The sequence below is a fragment of the Microbacterium sp. CCH5-D1 genome (assembly GCF_001557335.1).
In the GTDB taxonomy this organism is placed as follows: Bacteria; Actinomycetota; Actinomycetes; order Actinomycetales; family Microbacteriaceae; genus Microbacterium; species Microbacterium oxydans.
Genome location: NZ_LSJW01000293.1, coordinates 1 through 14,193, shown reverse-complemented (window position 1 = coordinate 14,193; position 14,193 = coordinate 1). Strand labels below are relative to the sequence as shown.

Sequence of the window (14,193 nt, the reverse complement as noted above, 5' to 3'; positions counted from 1 at the left end):
CCGGGCCCCGCGTACCCCGGGTAGCCTGAACGCATGGCTCGCGCGATCGTCTACACCGAAATCGGCTCCCCCGCTGTCCTCCACCTGATCGAGATCCCGGATCCGGTCGCCGCACGCGGTGAGGTCGTCGTGCGGATCGAGGCGGCGGGAGCGAACCCGATCGACGCCAAGCTGCGGGGCGGCAAGCGCCCGTCCCCGCCGATCACCGAGCCGCGTCCTGTCGGCTTCGACGGCGCCGGCATCGTCGAAGTGCTGGGCGAAGGGGTCGACGATCTCGCCGTCGGCGACCGGGTGGCCATCCGCGACGGGAACGGCACGTACGCCTCGGCGCTCGCGATCGCGACCGAGAAGCTCGCGAAGCTCCCCGACTCGGTCACGACGGCCGAGGGCGCCGGGATCGGCATCCCCGCGGGCACCGCCTACCAGTCGCTGCGGTCGCTGGGAGTGACCGAGGGCGACGTGCTGCTGGTGCACGGCGGTTCCGGATCCGTCGGCCAGGCCGCCGTGCAGTTCGCCGTCGCCTGGGGTGCCACCGTGATCGCCACAGGAAGCCCCGCCCGCCACGACCAGCTGCGCGAGCTCGGGGCGATCCCCGTCGCCTACGGTGATGGTCTGCTCGACCGGGTGCGAGCCGCCGCTCCGTCACCCGTGACCGTGGTGCTCGACTGCGCCGGCACCGATGAGGCGATCGAGGCGTCGCTGGCGCTCGTCGCCGACCGTGAGCGCATCGCGACGATCGTGCGAGGGCCGGATGCGGCATCCTTCGGCATCCGGGCGTTCTCCGGCGGCTCGCCCGTCCCGCTGACCACGCAGGAGCTCGCCTGGCGCGCCGAGGCCCTGCCCGAGACGATCGCCCTCCTCGACGCCGGCGACTTCACGATCGAGCTCGGCCCTCAGCTGCCGCTTGCCGAGGCGGCGCAGGCCCATGAGCTCATGGAATCCGGCGCCGCCTCGGGCAAGATCATCCTGCTCCCGTAGCGCAGAGCGGCTGCTTCTGTAGCCGAGAGCGAGGGTCAGGCGGGAGCGACCGGCCGACCGATCGACAGCATCAGGCGGTTCGCCCAGTTGAAGAACGCCGCGCCGTGGATGACATCAGCGACCTCCAGGTCGTCGAGTCCTGCCGCCCGCAGCCGGGCGATCTCGTGCTCCCCGAATGTGCTCGGAGTGTCGGTGAGCGCGACCGACGCGGCCACGATCGCGTTCCAGCGCTCGCCGAGGTCGGCGTCGACCCCCTCGTCCAGCAGCAGGTCGACGTCCTCGACCCGCTTGCTGTGATGCGCGGCGAAGCGGGAATGCACCGAGGCGCAGAACACGCACCCGTTGCGCCGTGATGCTGCGGTCGCCGCCAGCTCGCGGTCGGCGCGCGGCAGACCCTCGGCGACGTTGTAGAAGATGTCCTTGTCGACGAGTGTCCGCGCCTTGAGCACCTCGGGGTCACGGGCCAGCAACCGGAAGTAGTCGTTCTTCGCCCGCGCGGCATCGACGAGTCCGTCGTAGTGCCGTGGCGTCAGCTCCTCCTCCGCGAGGGGCTCGAGATGCGGGACCCAGCCCACCTCTCCGCGGGTGAAGGCGTGCGGGTGCGGGGCGTCGTCGTGCCGGAGCACGGTCTGTGCGGCGGTCATGCGGCCTCCTCCTCGGAGATCTCGGTCTGGGCGGTGAGTCCTGCAGCGGCGAGCGCACGGAGTCCGGTGACGACCCGCTGCTGGAAGGCGAGGAACGACACCAGCTGGGACAGCGTGACGATCCCCTCGGTCGACCACCCGGCATCGAGCAGTCGCCCGAGATCGGCGCCCGACGCTTCACGGGGCCGGAACACGAGCAGGTGCGTGTGCGCGAGGGCTGCGGCGAGGCGCTCGCCGATGACGGCGGTCACGGCACCATCGGGCTCATACCGTTCGCCCTCCGTGTTCTCGGACTGCAGGCCGAGTTCGGTGTAGGCGCCGAACGGACCGCTCGTCGACGCCCCGGCTGCCTCGGCGAGCACTGCTCCCGCCCGCTCCGGATCGGCCTCGCGTGCGCGGGCGGCATAGAACGCCGCTGTCGCATCGTCGACGCCGGCGAGTCCGGTGGCGAAGGCTGCGACGAGCTCGCGCTCCGCCTGCGACACATGCGCCACCGTGACCGGTCGGAAGAGGGCGTCGAAGCTCGCCTGCAGCTGCTCTCTGGTGACCGGACGGCGGCGGCGCAGCTCGTCCAGCTCCGGCGTCACCCCCACGATCCGGTCCACGGTGTCGTCGGTGAGGACGGTGTCGTCGGTGAGGACGGTGTCGTCGGTCATGCGTTCTCCTTGATCGTCTCGGTGTTTGCTGTCTCCGCGATGGCGTAGCCGAGGGCCGGGGCGACCTCGTCGGCGAACAGTGCGATCGAGCGCAGCACGTGCTCGTGCGGCGCATCGACCGAGTGCACCTGGAAGGCCACCTCTGTCGCGCGGGTGAGGGTGGCGTCGGCGGCGAGCGACTCGGCAACCTGCTCTGGCGTGCCCAGATGCGTGTCGAGCGCGGCTATCAACTCGTCGATGTCGTCACCGGGGATGGTCTGGCCCTGCCGACGGAAGCCCTCCGCCGCCCGACGCAGCCCGACCTCGGCGAACCGCAGAGCCTCGGCGCGGTCATCCGCGACGAACACGGTGCGCGAGGCGGTGATCCGCGGAGTCACCCCGACCGGCAGTGCCTCGAGGTACGCGTCGATGATCGGGTCCTGCAGCTCGGACAAGGGGGCGTACAGGCGGTCGGGCCTGCGCGGCTGAGTGCGGGAGAGCAGGAGCCCGTGCCCGTGGATGCCGGCGCGGTGACCGCCGGGAGCGGAGAAGGTGGCCTGCCACACACGGTCGGCGAGGTCTCCCGCATCCGGGTAGAGCGTGTTGCCCGCGCCGACGTCGCGACCGGCGAGGCCGTCGAGGAGCGTGCGCAGCTTGCGGTCGTAGGTCACCGCCTTGTCTCGCACATCCTCCCCGAACGGCACGAACGACGACGGGGTGCCGCCGCTGCCGAGGCCCAGATCCACTCGCCCCCCGGAGAGCAGATCTGCGACCACGGCATCCTCGGCCACCCGCACCGGGTCCTCCAACGGCAGGGTGATCACGCCGGTCCCCAGTCGGATGTCACTCGTGACGGCGGCCGCGTGCGCGAGGAACACCAGCGGCGACGGCAGACCACCCTCGGCCGCGTGGAAATGATGCTGTGCGACCCAGGCTCTCCCGATCCCGTGGCGCTCCGCCTGCTGGATCTGCGAGGTGGCGAGCGCATACCTCTCGGCAGGAGACGCGTCGTCGAGCAGACGCGTGAAGAACGCGACGGTGGGCCCGGTCGAAGGGGCGGATTCGGTGGTCATACGACGATCTCCGTTCGTCCGGGGACCGCTGCCAGCAACTCCCTGGTGTACTCGTGCTGCGGGTCGCGGAAGAGGTCTTCCGTCTGCCCCTCCTCCACGATCCGGCCGCGGCGCATCACCGAGACCGTGTGACTGATCCTGCGCACGACGGCGAGGTCGTGCGAGATGAACAGGTAGGTGAGCCCGAGCTCCGCCTGCAGCGAGGTGAGCAGTTCCAGGATGCGCGCCTGCACGGTCACGTCCAGCGCCGACACCGCCTCGTCGAGCACCACGACCTCGGGATCGATCGCGAGGGCCCTCGCGATCGCGACACGCTGCCGCTGTCCGCCCGAGAGTTCGCGCGGGGTGCGCCGCGCGACGTCGGACGGGAGCGCGACCCGGTCGAGGAGAGCGAGCGCGCGTTCGCTGCGCTCGGCGCGAGATCCGACGTGGAAGTTCTGCAGCGGCTCCGCGACGATGTCGACGATCTGCTGGCGGGGATCCAGCGAGGCGAACGGGTTCTGGTAGACGAGCTGCACACGGCGGCGCAGCGCTCGCAGCTGCTCGCGCTTCGCGTGGGTCACGTCTTCTCCGGCGACCTCGATGGTCCCGGCGTCCGGCTGATGGAAGCGCGTGACCAGTCGCGCCGTCGTGGTCTTCCCCGACCCCGATTCGCCGACGAGCGCGTGGGTGGTACCGCGGCGAACCCGGAACGAGACGTCGTCGACACCGCGGAACCGCTCCCGGCCGGCGACGCGGAACTCCTTCACAAGCCCTTCGGCGACGATCGCGTACGGGTTCTCCGCGGCGACGGCTGCGGCATCCCGCAGGAACGGCGGGGCGTCCGGACGCCGGAAGCCGGTCGTGAACGCGGGAGCATCGGCGAGCAGCTGACGCGTGTACGGGTCCGTCGGTGCGGCGAGCACCTCCTCACTCCGCCCCTGCTCCACGATCCGGCCGTCCTTGAGCACGACGAGTCGCTCCGCCCGATCGGCGGCAACGCCCAGGTCGTGGGTCACGAGCAGGATGCTGGTGCCCTCCTCGCGCTGCAGCTCGTCGAGCAGATCGAGCACCTTGCGCTGCACCGTGGCATCGAGGGCACTGGTGGGCTCGTCGGCGATCAGCAGGCGGGGTCGCAGGGCGATCGCGGTCGCGATCAGCACACGCTGCCGCATGCCTCCGGAGAGCTCGTGCGGATACTGACGCGCCCGCAGATCCGGGTCGTCGATACCGACACGGTCGAGCAGCTCGATGGCCCGTGCACGACGCGAGCGCCGATCCCGATGCCCATGCAGGCGCAGGATCTCCTCGACCTGCTTCCCGACCGGACGCACCGGGTCGAGGGAGGTCGTCGGATCCTGCGGGACCAGGCCGATCTCCGCACCGCGGATGCCGCGCAGCGCACGATCGGACCACCCGGAGATATCGAGGTCGCCCAGGACGACCGTCCCGCCGTCGACCCTGCCCCCTGCGGGGAGGAGCCCGAGGAGCGCGTGGGCGGTCGTGGACTTGCCCGACCCCGACTCCCCGACGAGGGCGAGGGTCTCCCCCTCGCCGATCCCGAAGGAGACGCCGTGCACGACTTCACGACCCCCGTAGGAGATGCGCAGATCCGATGCGGTCAGAACGCTCATCGCGTGCCCCTTCCGATGCGGTGGCTGATGCGGTTGGCGCTGAGCACGACCGCGACGACGATGAGACCCGGCAATGCCGTGAGCCACCAGGCGGTGCCCACGTAGTTGCGGCCCTCGGCGATCAGCAGTCCCCATTCCGGGGTGGGTGGCGGAGCGCCGTAGCCGAGGAACCCGAGCGTCGAGATGGCGAGGATCGCCGTCCCGAACTGCAGGGCGGCGAGCGCGACGATGGGGGTGAGGGAGTTGGGAAGCACGTGTCGACGCAGCACGGCCAAGAAGGTGGCACCGCTGCCGAAGGCGGCCTCGACGTACTCGGTGCGCCGCACCCGGGCGACCTCGGCGCGCATCAGCCGCGCGAACGCCGCGACGCTGCCGAGTCCCACGGCGAGGGCGGCGTTGACCGTGCCGAATCCGAGCAGGATGATCACCGAGAGGGACAGGAGCAGCCCGGGAATCGCGAGCAGCACGTCGACGATGCGCATCAGCACGTCGTCCACCACCCCGCCCACGGCTCCGGCTATCGCGCCGAGAACCGTGCCGAGGGCGAGACCCACCGTGACGGCGATCAGCGCGCCCGAGAGCGAGTGCACGGCACCGTGGACGACACGGCCGAACAGATCACGGCCGAGGGTGTCGGTGCCGAACCAATGCGCGGCACTCGGCGGCAGCAGCTTGTCGGCCGGCACACCGGTGAGCGGGTCGCCGGGCGCGAACACGCCGGGGATGACCGCCCACAACACAGCGACGGCGACCACGGCGAACGCGAGATACAGCCCCCAGGCGCGGCCGCGCAGACGGCCAGGGCGGCGAGGGGTCCGCGGAAGCTCGGGGACGGTCGGGGTCGGCTCGGAGTCCGGTTCGACACTCGTCGCAGCGATCACGGGAGCGGTCATGCGGGCACCTCCTGAGGCGCGGAGCGGGCGGCGACGGACGCGGTGGAGCGCGCGACCGCGCGCTGACGCGGGTCGATGAGCGGCGTGACGAGGTCGACGGCGAAGCTGATGACGACGAAGCCGAGCGCCGAGAGCAGCACCACACCCTGCAGCACCGGGATGTCCTGGTTCGCGACGGCCTGCTCGGTGAGACGGCCGATGCCCGTGCGGCCGAACACCGTCTCGGTGACGACGGCTCCCCCGACGAGTTCCCCGAACAGCACGCCCGCGATCGTCAGGGTCGGCACGGCGGCGTTGCGGGCGACGGAGCGCGTGAGCACCCACAGCGGCGGGGCCCCCTTCGCCCGGACCACCGTGACGAACGGCTGCGCCTGCACCTGATCGATCGCGCGGACCAGCACCTGCGCCAGCGGAGCCGAGATCGGCACGGCGAGGGTCAGCACGGGCAGGATGAGTCCGCTCACCGGGTCGGCCCCGACGATCGGCACCCAGCCGAGCCCGAACGAGAACACCTGGATGAGCAGGATGCCGAGCCAGAAGACCGGCACCGCGACGAAGAGACCGGGCACCTGACGAAGTCCGTCGCGAAGCCAGGCGAACGGGGCGAGCGAGGAGAGTCCGGCGATCAGCACGGCCAGGAGCAGAGCGACGAGGAGCCCGAGGGACGCGAGCAGCAGCGTCGCGGGGAGCGCCTCCGCGAGCATCGTCAGCACGGGCGTGCCGAACTGCGTGGAGTAGCCGAAGTCGCCGGCGAGGAACCCGAGCCCCGCGTGCACGTACTGCTCCCACCACGGCAGATCCGTGCCGTAGGTGGCTCGGATGCTGTCGAGCTGATCCGTGGACAGCCCGAGGCTGGGATCGGAGAACTTGATCAGGATCGCATCGCCCGGCAGCAGCTGCAGCAGGAAGAACGTGGCCGTGAAGGCCGCGATCAGAACGATCGCGGCCTGCCCGGCTCGTCGGAGGACGAAACTCATCGACGCACCATCCCGATCAGTGCTCGGCGAGCCAGACGCCGGAGAACGTCGGGCGTCCGACCGACTCGAAGGCGACGCCGTGCACGTAGGTCGCGGTGCCGTACACCTGCGGCTCCTCGAAGAGCGGGATCACGTAGGCCTGCTCGGCGATGTAGTCCTGCACGGCCTGCGATGCGGCGACGCGCTTGTCGGCGTCCGGCTCTGAGGCCACGGCGAGCAGCAGTTCGTCGAGCTTCGCGTCCTTCGAGATCAGCACGTCGCGGTTCTTCGTGAAGTACTGGCTCTTGATCACATCCAGATCCGCGCGTCCGACCATCGAGTGGTAGAAGCCGGTCTTGAGCGGGTCGCGCGTGTCCTCGGCGTAGCTTCCGGCATCACCGGGCTTGACCGAGAGCTCGACACCCACCTTCGCCAGCTGCTGCGCCACGAGCTCCAGGGTCTGCTTCGACAGCGGCTGCGGCTTCGCCTCGTACACCGTGATCGAGAGGCGCTCGCCATCCTTCTCGCGGATGCCGTCGGTGCCGGGCTCCCAGCCGGCCTCGTCGAGCAGCTTCTCGGCCTTCTTCGGGTCGTAGGCGTAGTGCTTCGACTCGTCCTTGTAGCCGAGCGCCTGGGAGGAGAGCACCGACGTCGCCACCGGGTAGTTCTCGGTGAACAGCGTGTCGACGACCTCCTGCGCGTTCACCGCGGCGATGATCGCCTGCCGCACGCGGATGTCGGTGAGCAGCGGATTCTCGGGACGCAGGGCGATCGAGTTGTTGACGCCGCGGGTCTGCGGCGCGTAGAGGGTGAAGCCGGCTGCCTCGACGCGGTCCTCGTCGAACGCCTGCACGTAGCGCACGTAGTCGGCCTGGCCTGCGAGCAGCGAGCCGATCCGCACCGAGTCTTCGGGGGTGATCAGCACGTGCACGGCGTCGAGGTACGGGCGACCGTCATTGTCGACGCTGTCGGGTCCCCAGTCGTAGTCGTCGCGCGCGGTGAGCGTGTACTCGGTGCCGAGCTTCTCCCCCGTGACCGTGAACGGACCGGACCCGATGATCTCGGCGGCGTTGCCCGCGCCGAAATCCTCGATCGTGCCGTCGAGCGTCTCCGGCGACAGCAGGCCCGAGTTGATGGTCGAGGTCGCCTGCAGGAACCCGGGGGACGGTGCGGAGAAGTGGAACGTCACGGTGTCGTCGTCGACCACCTCGCTGCTGGCGTAGTTGTTGATCGCCTCGGAGACGGTCAGGCCCCGTTCCGCATCGCCCAGGCCGTAGGTGTCGAAGTTCTTCTTAACTGCCGCGGCGTCGAGCACCGTGCCGTCCGAGAACGTCACGTCGGGGTTCAGGTTGAACGTGTACTCGGTCGCGTCGTCGTTCACGGTCCAGTCGGAGGCGATCCACGGCTCGATCTCGAGCGTGTCAGGGTTCTGCCAGGTCAGGCGGGCCGCGATGTTGTTCACGATGCCGCCGTTGGGGTAGAAGCCGGCCTGCGGCGGATACAGGTTCGTGTACGCCTGGTGCTCGAGGTACGTGAGCGTTCCACCCTTTACGGGGTCGCCGCCTTCGGCGGGAGAGTTCGCCGGGGCGGGCGTCGACGCGCAGGCGGCGAGGCTTCCCGCCAGGATGAGCGGCACCGCAATGGCGGCGGCGCGGAGGAGGCGACGGTTCATGGGTGGGTCTCCAGGTTTCGGGTGCGATGCTTCGGGTGAGGTGCTGTGTGTCGAGATGCCGTGCGTTGAGGTGACTTCACGGTAGGAATCAGGGGCGGGAACGCGCGACCCGGGCGACGCCGGTCGTCATGCGTCGACATACGACGTAATGCGCAGGCGGTCGCGGAGTGTGGTCCCGTCGCTCTGCTCCTCGCTTCGCAGCAGCCCGCGACGGCGCAGCTCCGGCGCCGCGTTACGCGTGAACGCCTCGAACTGCGCCGGTTGGAAAGCCGATAGCACGTTGAACCCGTCCGCCCCGCCTTCCTCCCGCCAGGTCTCGAAATGATCGGCGATGGTTCCCGCGTCACCGACGACGAAGGCGGCCGGCACCGCGTGCGCGGCGACCAGGTGCCGCCAGGTGAGGGGATCGGCGGTCGCGCCCCCGGAGACGTTCAGCCCGGCGATGAGGGCGAGACGTTCGATCAGCGCCGCACCGCGCGCGCCCAGCCGGAGTGCTTCCGCGGCAGTCACCGGCGCATCGAAGGTGGCGGAGCGCAGCGGGTCGTCGACCGGAACGTCGAACGCGTCGGCGAGCGCGGCGATGCTGCGGTTCAGCGGGAACGCCGTCCGCGCCGCCTGGTGCCCCTCGGCGAGCGGCACCAGGGCGAGCAGCCGCTCCACGATGCGACGAGCATCGGCATCCGTGTCCGCGACGACCGGGAGCACCGGCGCGATCACCTTCAGCGCATCGGGCGAGCGTCCGGACTCGGCGGCGATGTCCCGCAGCAGCCGTCGTGTGGCGATGGCGTCCGCCAGCGTCGGTGCGGCGGTCAGGGCGAGATCGGCCGCGGTCGCCGCGAGCGCCCTCGACCGCGGCGATGTGCCGGCATGCACGATCGGGATCCGGCCCTGCGGAGGTCGAGCGACGTTGAGCGGCCCGGCGACCCGCACCTGAGCGCCCCGCAGCTCGGCGGCGCGCAGCCCCTCCGGATCGATCAGCACCCCACGATCGGCGTCGGCGATCCAGGCGTCCTCCCCCCACGAATCCCACAGCCGGCGCAGGGCTTCGACGAACTCCTCTGCCCGGTCGTAGCGGGTCTCGTTGTCGGCGTGCGCGTCGCGACCGTGGTTCCCGGCCGCGCGCGGCTCGGCGCCGGTGACGAGGTTGATACCGGCACGGCCGCGGGTGAGCACGTCGAGCGAGGCGAGCGACCGCGCGGTCGTGTACGGGTCGGCGTAGGTCGTGTTCACCGTGGCGATCAGGCCGATCCGCGAGGTCACTCCCGCGAGGAAGAGCACAGCGCTCACGGGGTCGATGCGCGCCAGCAGATACGGATCGCGGAACTCCAGGTCCGGGCCCGTGGCGAGCCAGTCGCCGAAGAACAGATAGTCGAGCCCGGCATCCTCTCCCTCTCGCGCGATGTGGCGCAGGATGTCGGCGTCTCTCGCAGGGTCGCGGTGCGCCCCTGGCTGCCGCCAGCCCGAGGGATACGCGCCGAGGGTGCGCACCATGGCGCCGATGATGAGGGGTTCGGTCATGCCCGTCACGGTAGGAGCCGCTCCCCACCCGCTGCCATGGCGTCGATGCCGGGCGTCACGGGATGTAACAGTCCGTCACACCCGGAGCACCCCCTACGCTGAGACCATGACAGGTCTTCGGTGGGGAATCCTCGCGACCGGCGGAATCGCCGGCGCATTCGCGTCCGATCTGCGAACCGCGGGGCTCGACCTCGTGGCCGTCGGATCCCGGTCACAGGAGTCGGCCGACGCGTTCGCCGCCCGCTTCGACATCCCCCGCGCGCATTCTTCGTATGAAGACCTCGTCGCGGACCCCGATGTCGACATCATCTACGTGTCGACACCGCACCCGATGCATCACGAGAACGCCCGCCTTGCCCTCGAGCACGGCAAGCATGTGCTCGCCGAGAAGGCGTTCACCCTGAACCGCGCCGAGGCGGAAGACCTGCAGGCGCTCGCCGCCGAGCGCGGTCTGCTGGTGATGGAGGCGATGTGGACGCGGTACCTGCCGCACATGGTCCGCATCCGCGAGCTCATCGCCGACGGCGCCCTCGGTGAGATCCGGGCCGTGAGCGCCGATCACACCCAGCTGCTGCCCTCCGACCCCGCGCATCGGCTCAACGCCCTCGAACTCGGTGGCGGCGCCCTGCTGGACCTCGGGATCTACCCGATCTCCTTCATCTGGGACATCCTCGGCGCACCGACCAGCATCCGCGCCGTCGGCCGCCTCATCGAGACGGGAGCCGACTCCGAGGTCGCCACGGTCATGACCCACGACGGCGGTGCGGTCTCGACCAGCCTCTCGTCGTCGCGGGCTGCAGGCCCCAACGTCGCGAGCATCATCGGCACGGCCGCCCGCATCGACATCGACACCGTCTGGTACAGCCCGACCACGTTCCGCCTCGTCCTGCCGGACGGCACGGTGCAGGAGAGCTACACCTCCGAGGTCGAGGGCCGTGGCATGCAGTTCCAGGCGCTCGCCGCCGAGCGTCTGGTGAGCGAAGGCACCCTCGCGGGCGACATCTTGCCCATCGCCGAGAGCGTCGCGATCATGGGCACCCTCGACGAGATCAGGGCGCAGATCGGCGTCCGCTACCCCCGCGAGGAGGTCTGATCATGGCCGAGACCACCGATGCCCGCGTCGCCGTCTACCTCGACTTCGACAACATCGTCATCTCCTGGTACGACCGGGTGCACGGACGCAACGCCTACGGCAAAGACCGTCAGCGGATCAGCGAGAACCCGAACGACCCCGAGGTCACCGAGCGATTGGGCCGGGCGATGATCGAGGTCGGCGCCATCATCGACTACGCGGCCTCGTTCGGCACGCTGGTGCTCACCCGCGCATACGCGGACTGGTCCTCCCCCGTCAACGCCGTGTACCGCTCGCAGCTCGTTGCCCGCGCTGTCGACCTCGTGCAGCTGTTCCCCGCCGCGGCGTATGCCAAGAACGGCGCCGACATCCGGCTCGCCGTGGATGCGGTCGAGGACATGTTCCGCCTCCCCGATCTCACCCATGTCGTGATCGTCGCGGGTGACAGCGACTACGTGCCCCTGGCTCAGCGCTGCAAGCGCCTCGGCCGCTACGTGATCGGCGTCGGGGTGTCTGGCTCCACAGCCAAGTCGCTGGCCGCCGCGTGCGACGAGTTCGAGTCGTACGACTCGCTGCCCGGTGTCGTGCGCCCCTCCAAGCCGGTCGCCGCCGCGGCCACTCCCGCGGTCGAGGCGCCGACGCCGGTGGCGGAGGCGGAGGCGGTCGCCGAGACGGTGACGGAGACCGCCTCGAAGCCGAAGGCCGCCTCGAAGCGATCGCGATCCAAGGCCGCCCCGAAGGCGGAGGAAGTGCGGGTCGAGGACAAGGTCGACGATCAGGAGGTGGCGACGCAGCTGCTGGAGCGCGCGCTCCGTCTGGGGCACGACAAGGCCGACGCCGACGAGTGGCTGCACAGCTCCGCGGTCAAGACGCATATGCGTCGCATGGACCCGTCGTTCAGCGAGAAGGCACTCGGCTACCGGTCGTTCTCCGACTTCCTGAAGTCCCGCGACGACATCGCGGAACTCGAGGAGACCGGGCACGAGCGTCTCGTCCGCCTGCTCGAGCCCTGAGAGTGGTCCGCGACGTGGCGGCCAGGACGCGGTGATCCGCTCATGGCCGCCACGTACGGCCGGTGTCAGAGCGTGGCTTCGAACGGGTCGAAGTCCGCGGCGATCGACCCCACCTGATCGAGGGTGCTCTCGACCTCGACGAAGCTCCGCGCCTCGGCGGCCTCCTCGATCGAGAGCAGGGTGTCGAGCACGTGGTAGCCGAACTCGCCGGTGGCGACGTGTGGACGCCCCGCGGCGATCGCCCGCGCCATGTCGAGCAGCCCGACGCCGCGGCCGGACAGCACGCCCTCCTGCTCGACGTCGATGATCTCCTGCTGCACGGGCTCCGGCGGGATGAACAGACGTGTGAGCGGACGGGTGATCGAGATCGCGCCGCCGAACGTGTTCGGGTCCGGGATCACGATCGTGCCCTCGGTGCCGGTGATCTCGACGATGCCCTGGCGGACGACGGGTGAGTCGGTGCTGTACATGCTCTGCGCCTGCCCGCCCTCCTCGAACGCCATCAGCACGCTGAGCGTCGAGGGGATCTCGACCGGGAACTCCTGGCCTGCGAGTTCACCGACCTGCACCCGGCGCGTGGGAGAGCCCTGCAGTCCGAGTGCTGCGACCGAGGCGACAGGCCCGAACACGTGCACGAGGGCCGACACATAGTACGGCCCCATGTCGAGCAGCGGTCCGCCGCCCTTGGCGTAGAGGAACGCGGGATTCGGGTGGAAGATCTCCGGTCCCGACCACTGGAACGTGGTCTGCGCGAACAGCGGACGCCCGATGTCTCCGCGCGCGATCGCTCGCTTCGCCGTCTGCACGCCAGGACCGAGGACGGTGTCGGGGGCGACGCCGACGCGCAGGCCCGCCGCGTCCGCCTTCTGCAGCAGGCCGCGGGACTCCTCACGGCTCACACCGATCGGCTTCTCGGTCCAGACGTGCTTCCCCGCCGCGATGATCGCCTCGGAGACCTCCACGTGCACGGCCGGGATCGTGAGATTCACGACGATGTCGATCTCCGGATCCTGGAGCACCGTGTCGACACCGCCGGCACGAGGCACGCCGTACTTCTCGGCCTGCGCTTTGGCGCGCTCCTCGAGCAGGTCGCCGATCGCGACGACGCGCACATCGGGGAACGTCGTGAGGTTGGACAGGTACTGGTCGCTGATGTTCCCGGCACCGATGATGCCGACGCCCACCGCCATCAGGCCGCCACCTTCTCGTCGAGGTAGACCCGGCTGCGCTCGACGGCGTCGAACAGGTCGCCCTCGTAGTGGTCGAACTCGACGATCGCGAGCTCCAGCGCCGGTGCTGCGGTGATGGCCTCGATCAGCGGGACGTTACCCTCACCGGCGGCCACCTGATCGGCGGGCGGATACGCTCCCGCGAGTGCGGGGTCGAGTGTGCCGTCCTTCGCGTGCACGGCGATCACCCGACTGCCCAGACGCTCCAGCAGCGCGACGGGATCGACGCCGCCACGGGCCACCCAGTACAGGTCGACCTCGAGCACGACGCGGTCGTCGAGCAGCCCGGCGAGGACCTCCAGGCCGGTGACGCCGTCGAACACGGCCTCCAGCTCGTGGGCGTGGTTGTGGTATCCGACCCGCACACCGACGGCCGCACCGATCTCCGCGGCCTCGTTGAGCAGTCGCGCCGTCTCCTCGATCTGCTCGATCGACTCCCAACGAGCCGGTTCGGTGTAGGGGTCGATGACCGTATCCATGCCGAGCACCTTCGCCGCGGCGAAGACCTCAGCCGGGGAGGGGACGGGCACCGTGGTGCCGCTGCCGTCGGGGTTGACGAACGACGGCGACGCCAGGAAGGCGTGTCCGGAGGGGGCGACCAGACCGGCGGCGGTGAGCGCGGCTGCGAGGGGCTCGGCGCGGCGCACGAAGTCGTACGGCTCGACGGCCGTGAAACCGCGGGCTGCCACCGCCTGCAGGGAGGATTCGAGGTCGGCCTCCAGCTCGTCCTTGATGGTGAACAGCTGCAGGGAAGTCCGAATCGTCATCGGTCGTGCTCCTTCGGTCATCGGTGACGTGGCGGGACCGGTGTCCCGTTCAGGCACGCTATCACCAAATACCTCCACGCGGAAGTTTTGAATCGCTAGACTGCCCTCATGCCCCTCGACACCCCCGAAC

13 protein-coding genes are annotated in these 14,193 nt (G+C 70.1%); 3 read left to right on the top strand and 10 right to left on the bottom strand.

Annotation, left to right across the window (positions count from 1 at the left end; genetic code table 11):
* Nucleotides 1-33: 33 nt before the first annotated feature.
* Nucleotides 34-978, top strand: a complete 945-nt coding sequence (locus AX744_RS17355) for a quinone oxidoreductase family protein (protein ID WP_046749741.1) — start codon at nucleotides 34-36, stop codon at nucleotides 976-978.
* A 35-nt stretch (nucleotides 979-1,013) separates the two neighbouring features.
* Here the strand turns inward: AX744_RS17355 and AX744_RS17350 are convergent, their stop codons facing one another.
* The 8 genes from AX744_RS17350 to AX744_RS17315 all read right to left on the bottom strand — a co-directional run bounded on the left by AX744_RS17350 (nucleotide 1,014) and on the right by AX744_RS17315 (nucleotide 9,982).
* Nucleotides 1,014-1,622, bottom strand: coding sequence for an alkylhydroperoxidase domain protein (locus AX744_RS17350; RefSeq protein ID WP_061018278.1), 609 nt, complete (start codon nucleotides 1,620-1,622; stop codon nucleotides 1,014-1,016).
* Nucleotides 1,619-2,278 carry a CMD domain protein gene (locus AX744_RS17345; protein ID WP_061018277.1) on the bottom strand — a complete coding sequence of 220 codons (660 nt, stop codon included), beginning with the start codon at nucleotides 2,276-2,278 and terminating at the stop codon, nucleotides 1,619-1,621. The genes AX744_RS17350 and AX744_RS17345 overlap by 4 nt, the downstream gene beginning before the upstream one ends.
* Nucleotides 2,275-3,330: a putative FMN-dependent luciferase-like monooxygenase gene (locus tag AX744_RS17340; RefSeq protein WP_061018275.1), complete on the bottom strand. Its 1,056-nt coding sequence runs from the start codon at nucleotides 3,328-3,330 to the stop codon at nucleotides 2,275-2,277. Before AX744_RS17340 ends, AX744_RS17345 begins: the two co-directional genes overlap by 4 nt.
* On the bottom strand, nucleotides 3,327-4,943 hold the full coding sequence (locus AX744_RS17335; protein WP_061018273.1) for a dipeptide ABC transporter ATP-binding protein: 1,617 nt from the start codon (nucleotides 4,941-4,943) through the stop codon (nucleotides 3,327-3,329). Before AX744_RS17335 ends, AX744_RS17340 begins: the two co-directional genes overlap by 4 nt.
* The gene (locus tag AX744_RS17330) at nucleotides 4,940-5,836 is read right to left on the bottom strand and encodes an ABC transporter permease (RefSeq protein ID WP_046749746.1); all 897 of its coding nucleotides are present in this window, start codon (nucleotides 5,834-5,836) and stop codon (nucleotides 4,940-4,942) included. Before AX744_RS17330 ends, AX744_RS17335 begins: the two co-directional genes overlap by 4 nt.
* Entirely contained in the window at nucleotides 5,833-6,813 is a 981-nt protein-coding gene (locus tag AX744_RS17325; RefSeq protein WP_061018271.1) for an ABC transporter permease, read from the bottom strand. The genes AX744_RS17330 and AX744_RS17325 overlap by 4 nt, the downstream gene beginning before the upstream one ends.
* Nucleotides 6,814-6,829: 16 nt before the next feature.
* On the bottom strand, nucleotides 6,830-8,464 hold the full coding sequence (locus AX744_RS17320; protein ID WP_061018269.1) for a TIGR04028 family ABC transporter substrate-binding protein: 1,635 nt from the start codon (nucleotides 8,462-8,464) through the stop codon (nucleotides 6,830-6,832).
* A gap of 126 nt (nucleotides 8,465-8,590) precedes the next feature.
* Nucleotides 8,591-9,982 (bottom strand): NtaA/DmoA family FMN-dependent monooxygenase, encoded by a 1,392-nt coding sequence (locus AX744_RS17315; RefSeq protein ID WP_061018267.1) that lies wholly within the window; start codon nucleotides 9,980-9,982, stop codon nucleotides 8,591-8,593.
* Nucleotides 9,983-10,088: 106 nt separating this feature from the next.
* On the opposite strand from AX744_RS17315, the gene AX744_RS17310 reads away from it, so the two are divergent.
* On the top strand, nucleotides 10,089-11,075 hold the full coding sequence (locus tag AX744_RS17310) for a Gfo/Idh/MocA family protein (RefSeq protein WP_046749750.1): 987 nt from the start codon (nucleotides 10,089-10,091) through the stop codon (nucleotides 11,073-11,075).
* Between the two features lie 2 nt (nucleotides 11,076-11,077).
* Nucleotides 11,078-12,067 carry an NYN domain-containing protein gene (locus AX744_RS17305; RefSeq protein ID WP_061018265.1) on the top strand — a complete coding sequence of 330 codons (990 nt, stop codon included), beginning with the start codon at nucleotides 11,078-11,080 and terminating at the stop codon, nucleotides 12,065-12,067.
* A gap of 65 nt (nucleotides 12,068-12,132) precedes the next feature.
* Here AX744_RS17305 and AX744_RS17300 read toward each other — a convergent pair whose 3' ends face one another.
* Together AX744_RS17300 and AX744_RS17295 are read right to left on the bottom strand one after the other, a co-directional pair.
* Complete coding sequence (locus AX744_RS17300) at nucleotides 12,133-13,257, bottom strand: Gfo/Idh/MocA family protein (protein ID WP_061018263.1); 1,125 nt, start codon at nucleotides 13,255-13,257, stop codon at nucleotides 12,133-12,135.
* The gene (locus tag AX744_RS17295) at nucleotides 13,257-14,063 is read right to left on the bottom strand and encodes a sugar phosphate isomerase/epimerase family protein (protein WP_061018261.1); all 807 of its coding nucleotides are present in this window, start codon (nucleotides 14,061-14,063) and stop codon (nucleotides 13,257-13,259) included. Before AX744_RS17295 ends, AX744_RS17300 begins: the two co-directional genes overlap by 1 nt.
* Nucleotides 14,064-14,193 lie beyond the last annotated feature (130 nt).

What these genes read in the sequence shown, in the direction of transcription:
- AX744_RS17355 (WP_046749741.1), top strand. Translation starts at nt 34, where the DNA reads ATGGCTCGCGCGATCGTCTACACCGAAATCGGCTCCCCCGCTGTCCTC.
- AX744_RS17350 (WP_061018278.1), bottom strand. Translation starts at nt 1,622, where the DNA reads ATGACCGCCGCACAGACCGTGCTCCGGCACGACGACGCCCCGCACCCG.
- AX744_RS17345 (WP_061018277.1), bottom strand. Translation starts at nt 2,278, where the DNA reads ATGACCGACGACACCGTCCTCACCGACGACACCGTCCTCACCGACGAC.
- AX744_RS17340 (WP_061018275.1), bottom strand. Translation starts at nt 3,330, where the DNA reads ATGACCACCGAATCCGCCCCTTCGACCGGGCCCACCGTCGCGTTCTTC.
- AX744_RS17335 (WP_061018273.1), bottom strand. Translation starts at nt 4,943, where the DNA reads ATGAGCGTTCTGACCGCATCGGATCTGCGCATCTCCTACGGGGGTCGT.
- AX744_RS17330 (WP_046749746.1), bottom strand. Translation starts at nt 5,836, where the DNA reads ATGACCGCTCCCGTGATCGCTGCGACGAGTGTCGAACCGGACTCCGAG.
- AX744_RS17325 (WP_061018271.1), bottom strand. Translation starts at nt 6,813, where the DNA reads ATGAGTTTCGTCCTCCGACGAGCCGGGCAGGCCGCGATCGTTCTGATC.
- AX744_RS17320 (WP_061018269.1), bottom strand. Translation starts at nt 8,464, where the DNA reads ATGAACCGTCGCCTCCTCCGCGCCGCCGCCATTGCGGTGCCGCTCATC.
- AX744_RS17315 (WP_061018267.1), bottom strand. Translation starts at nt 9,982, where the DNA reads ATGACCGAACCCCTCATCATCGGCGCCATGGTGCGCACCCTCGGCGCG.
- AX744_RS17310 (WP_046749750.1), top strand. Translation starts at nt 10,089, where the DNA reads ATGACAGGTCTTCGGTGGGGAATCCTCGCGACCGGCGGAATCGCCGGC.
- AX744_RS17305 (WP_061018265.1), top strand. Translation starts at nt 11,078, where the DNA reads ATGGCCGAGACCACCGATGCCCGCGTCGCCGTCTACCTCGACTTCGAC.
- AX744_RS17300 (WP_061018263.1), bottom strand. Translation starts at nt 13,257, where the DNA reads ATGGCGGTGGGCGTCGGCATCATCGGTGCCGGGAACATCAGCGACCAG.
- AX744_RS17295 (WP_061018261.1), bottom strand. Translation starts at nt 14,063, where the DNA reads ATGACGATTCGGACTTCCCTGCAGCTGTTCACCATCAAGGACGAGCTG.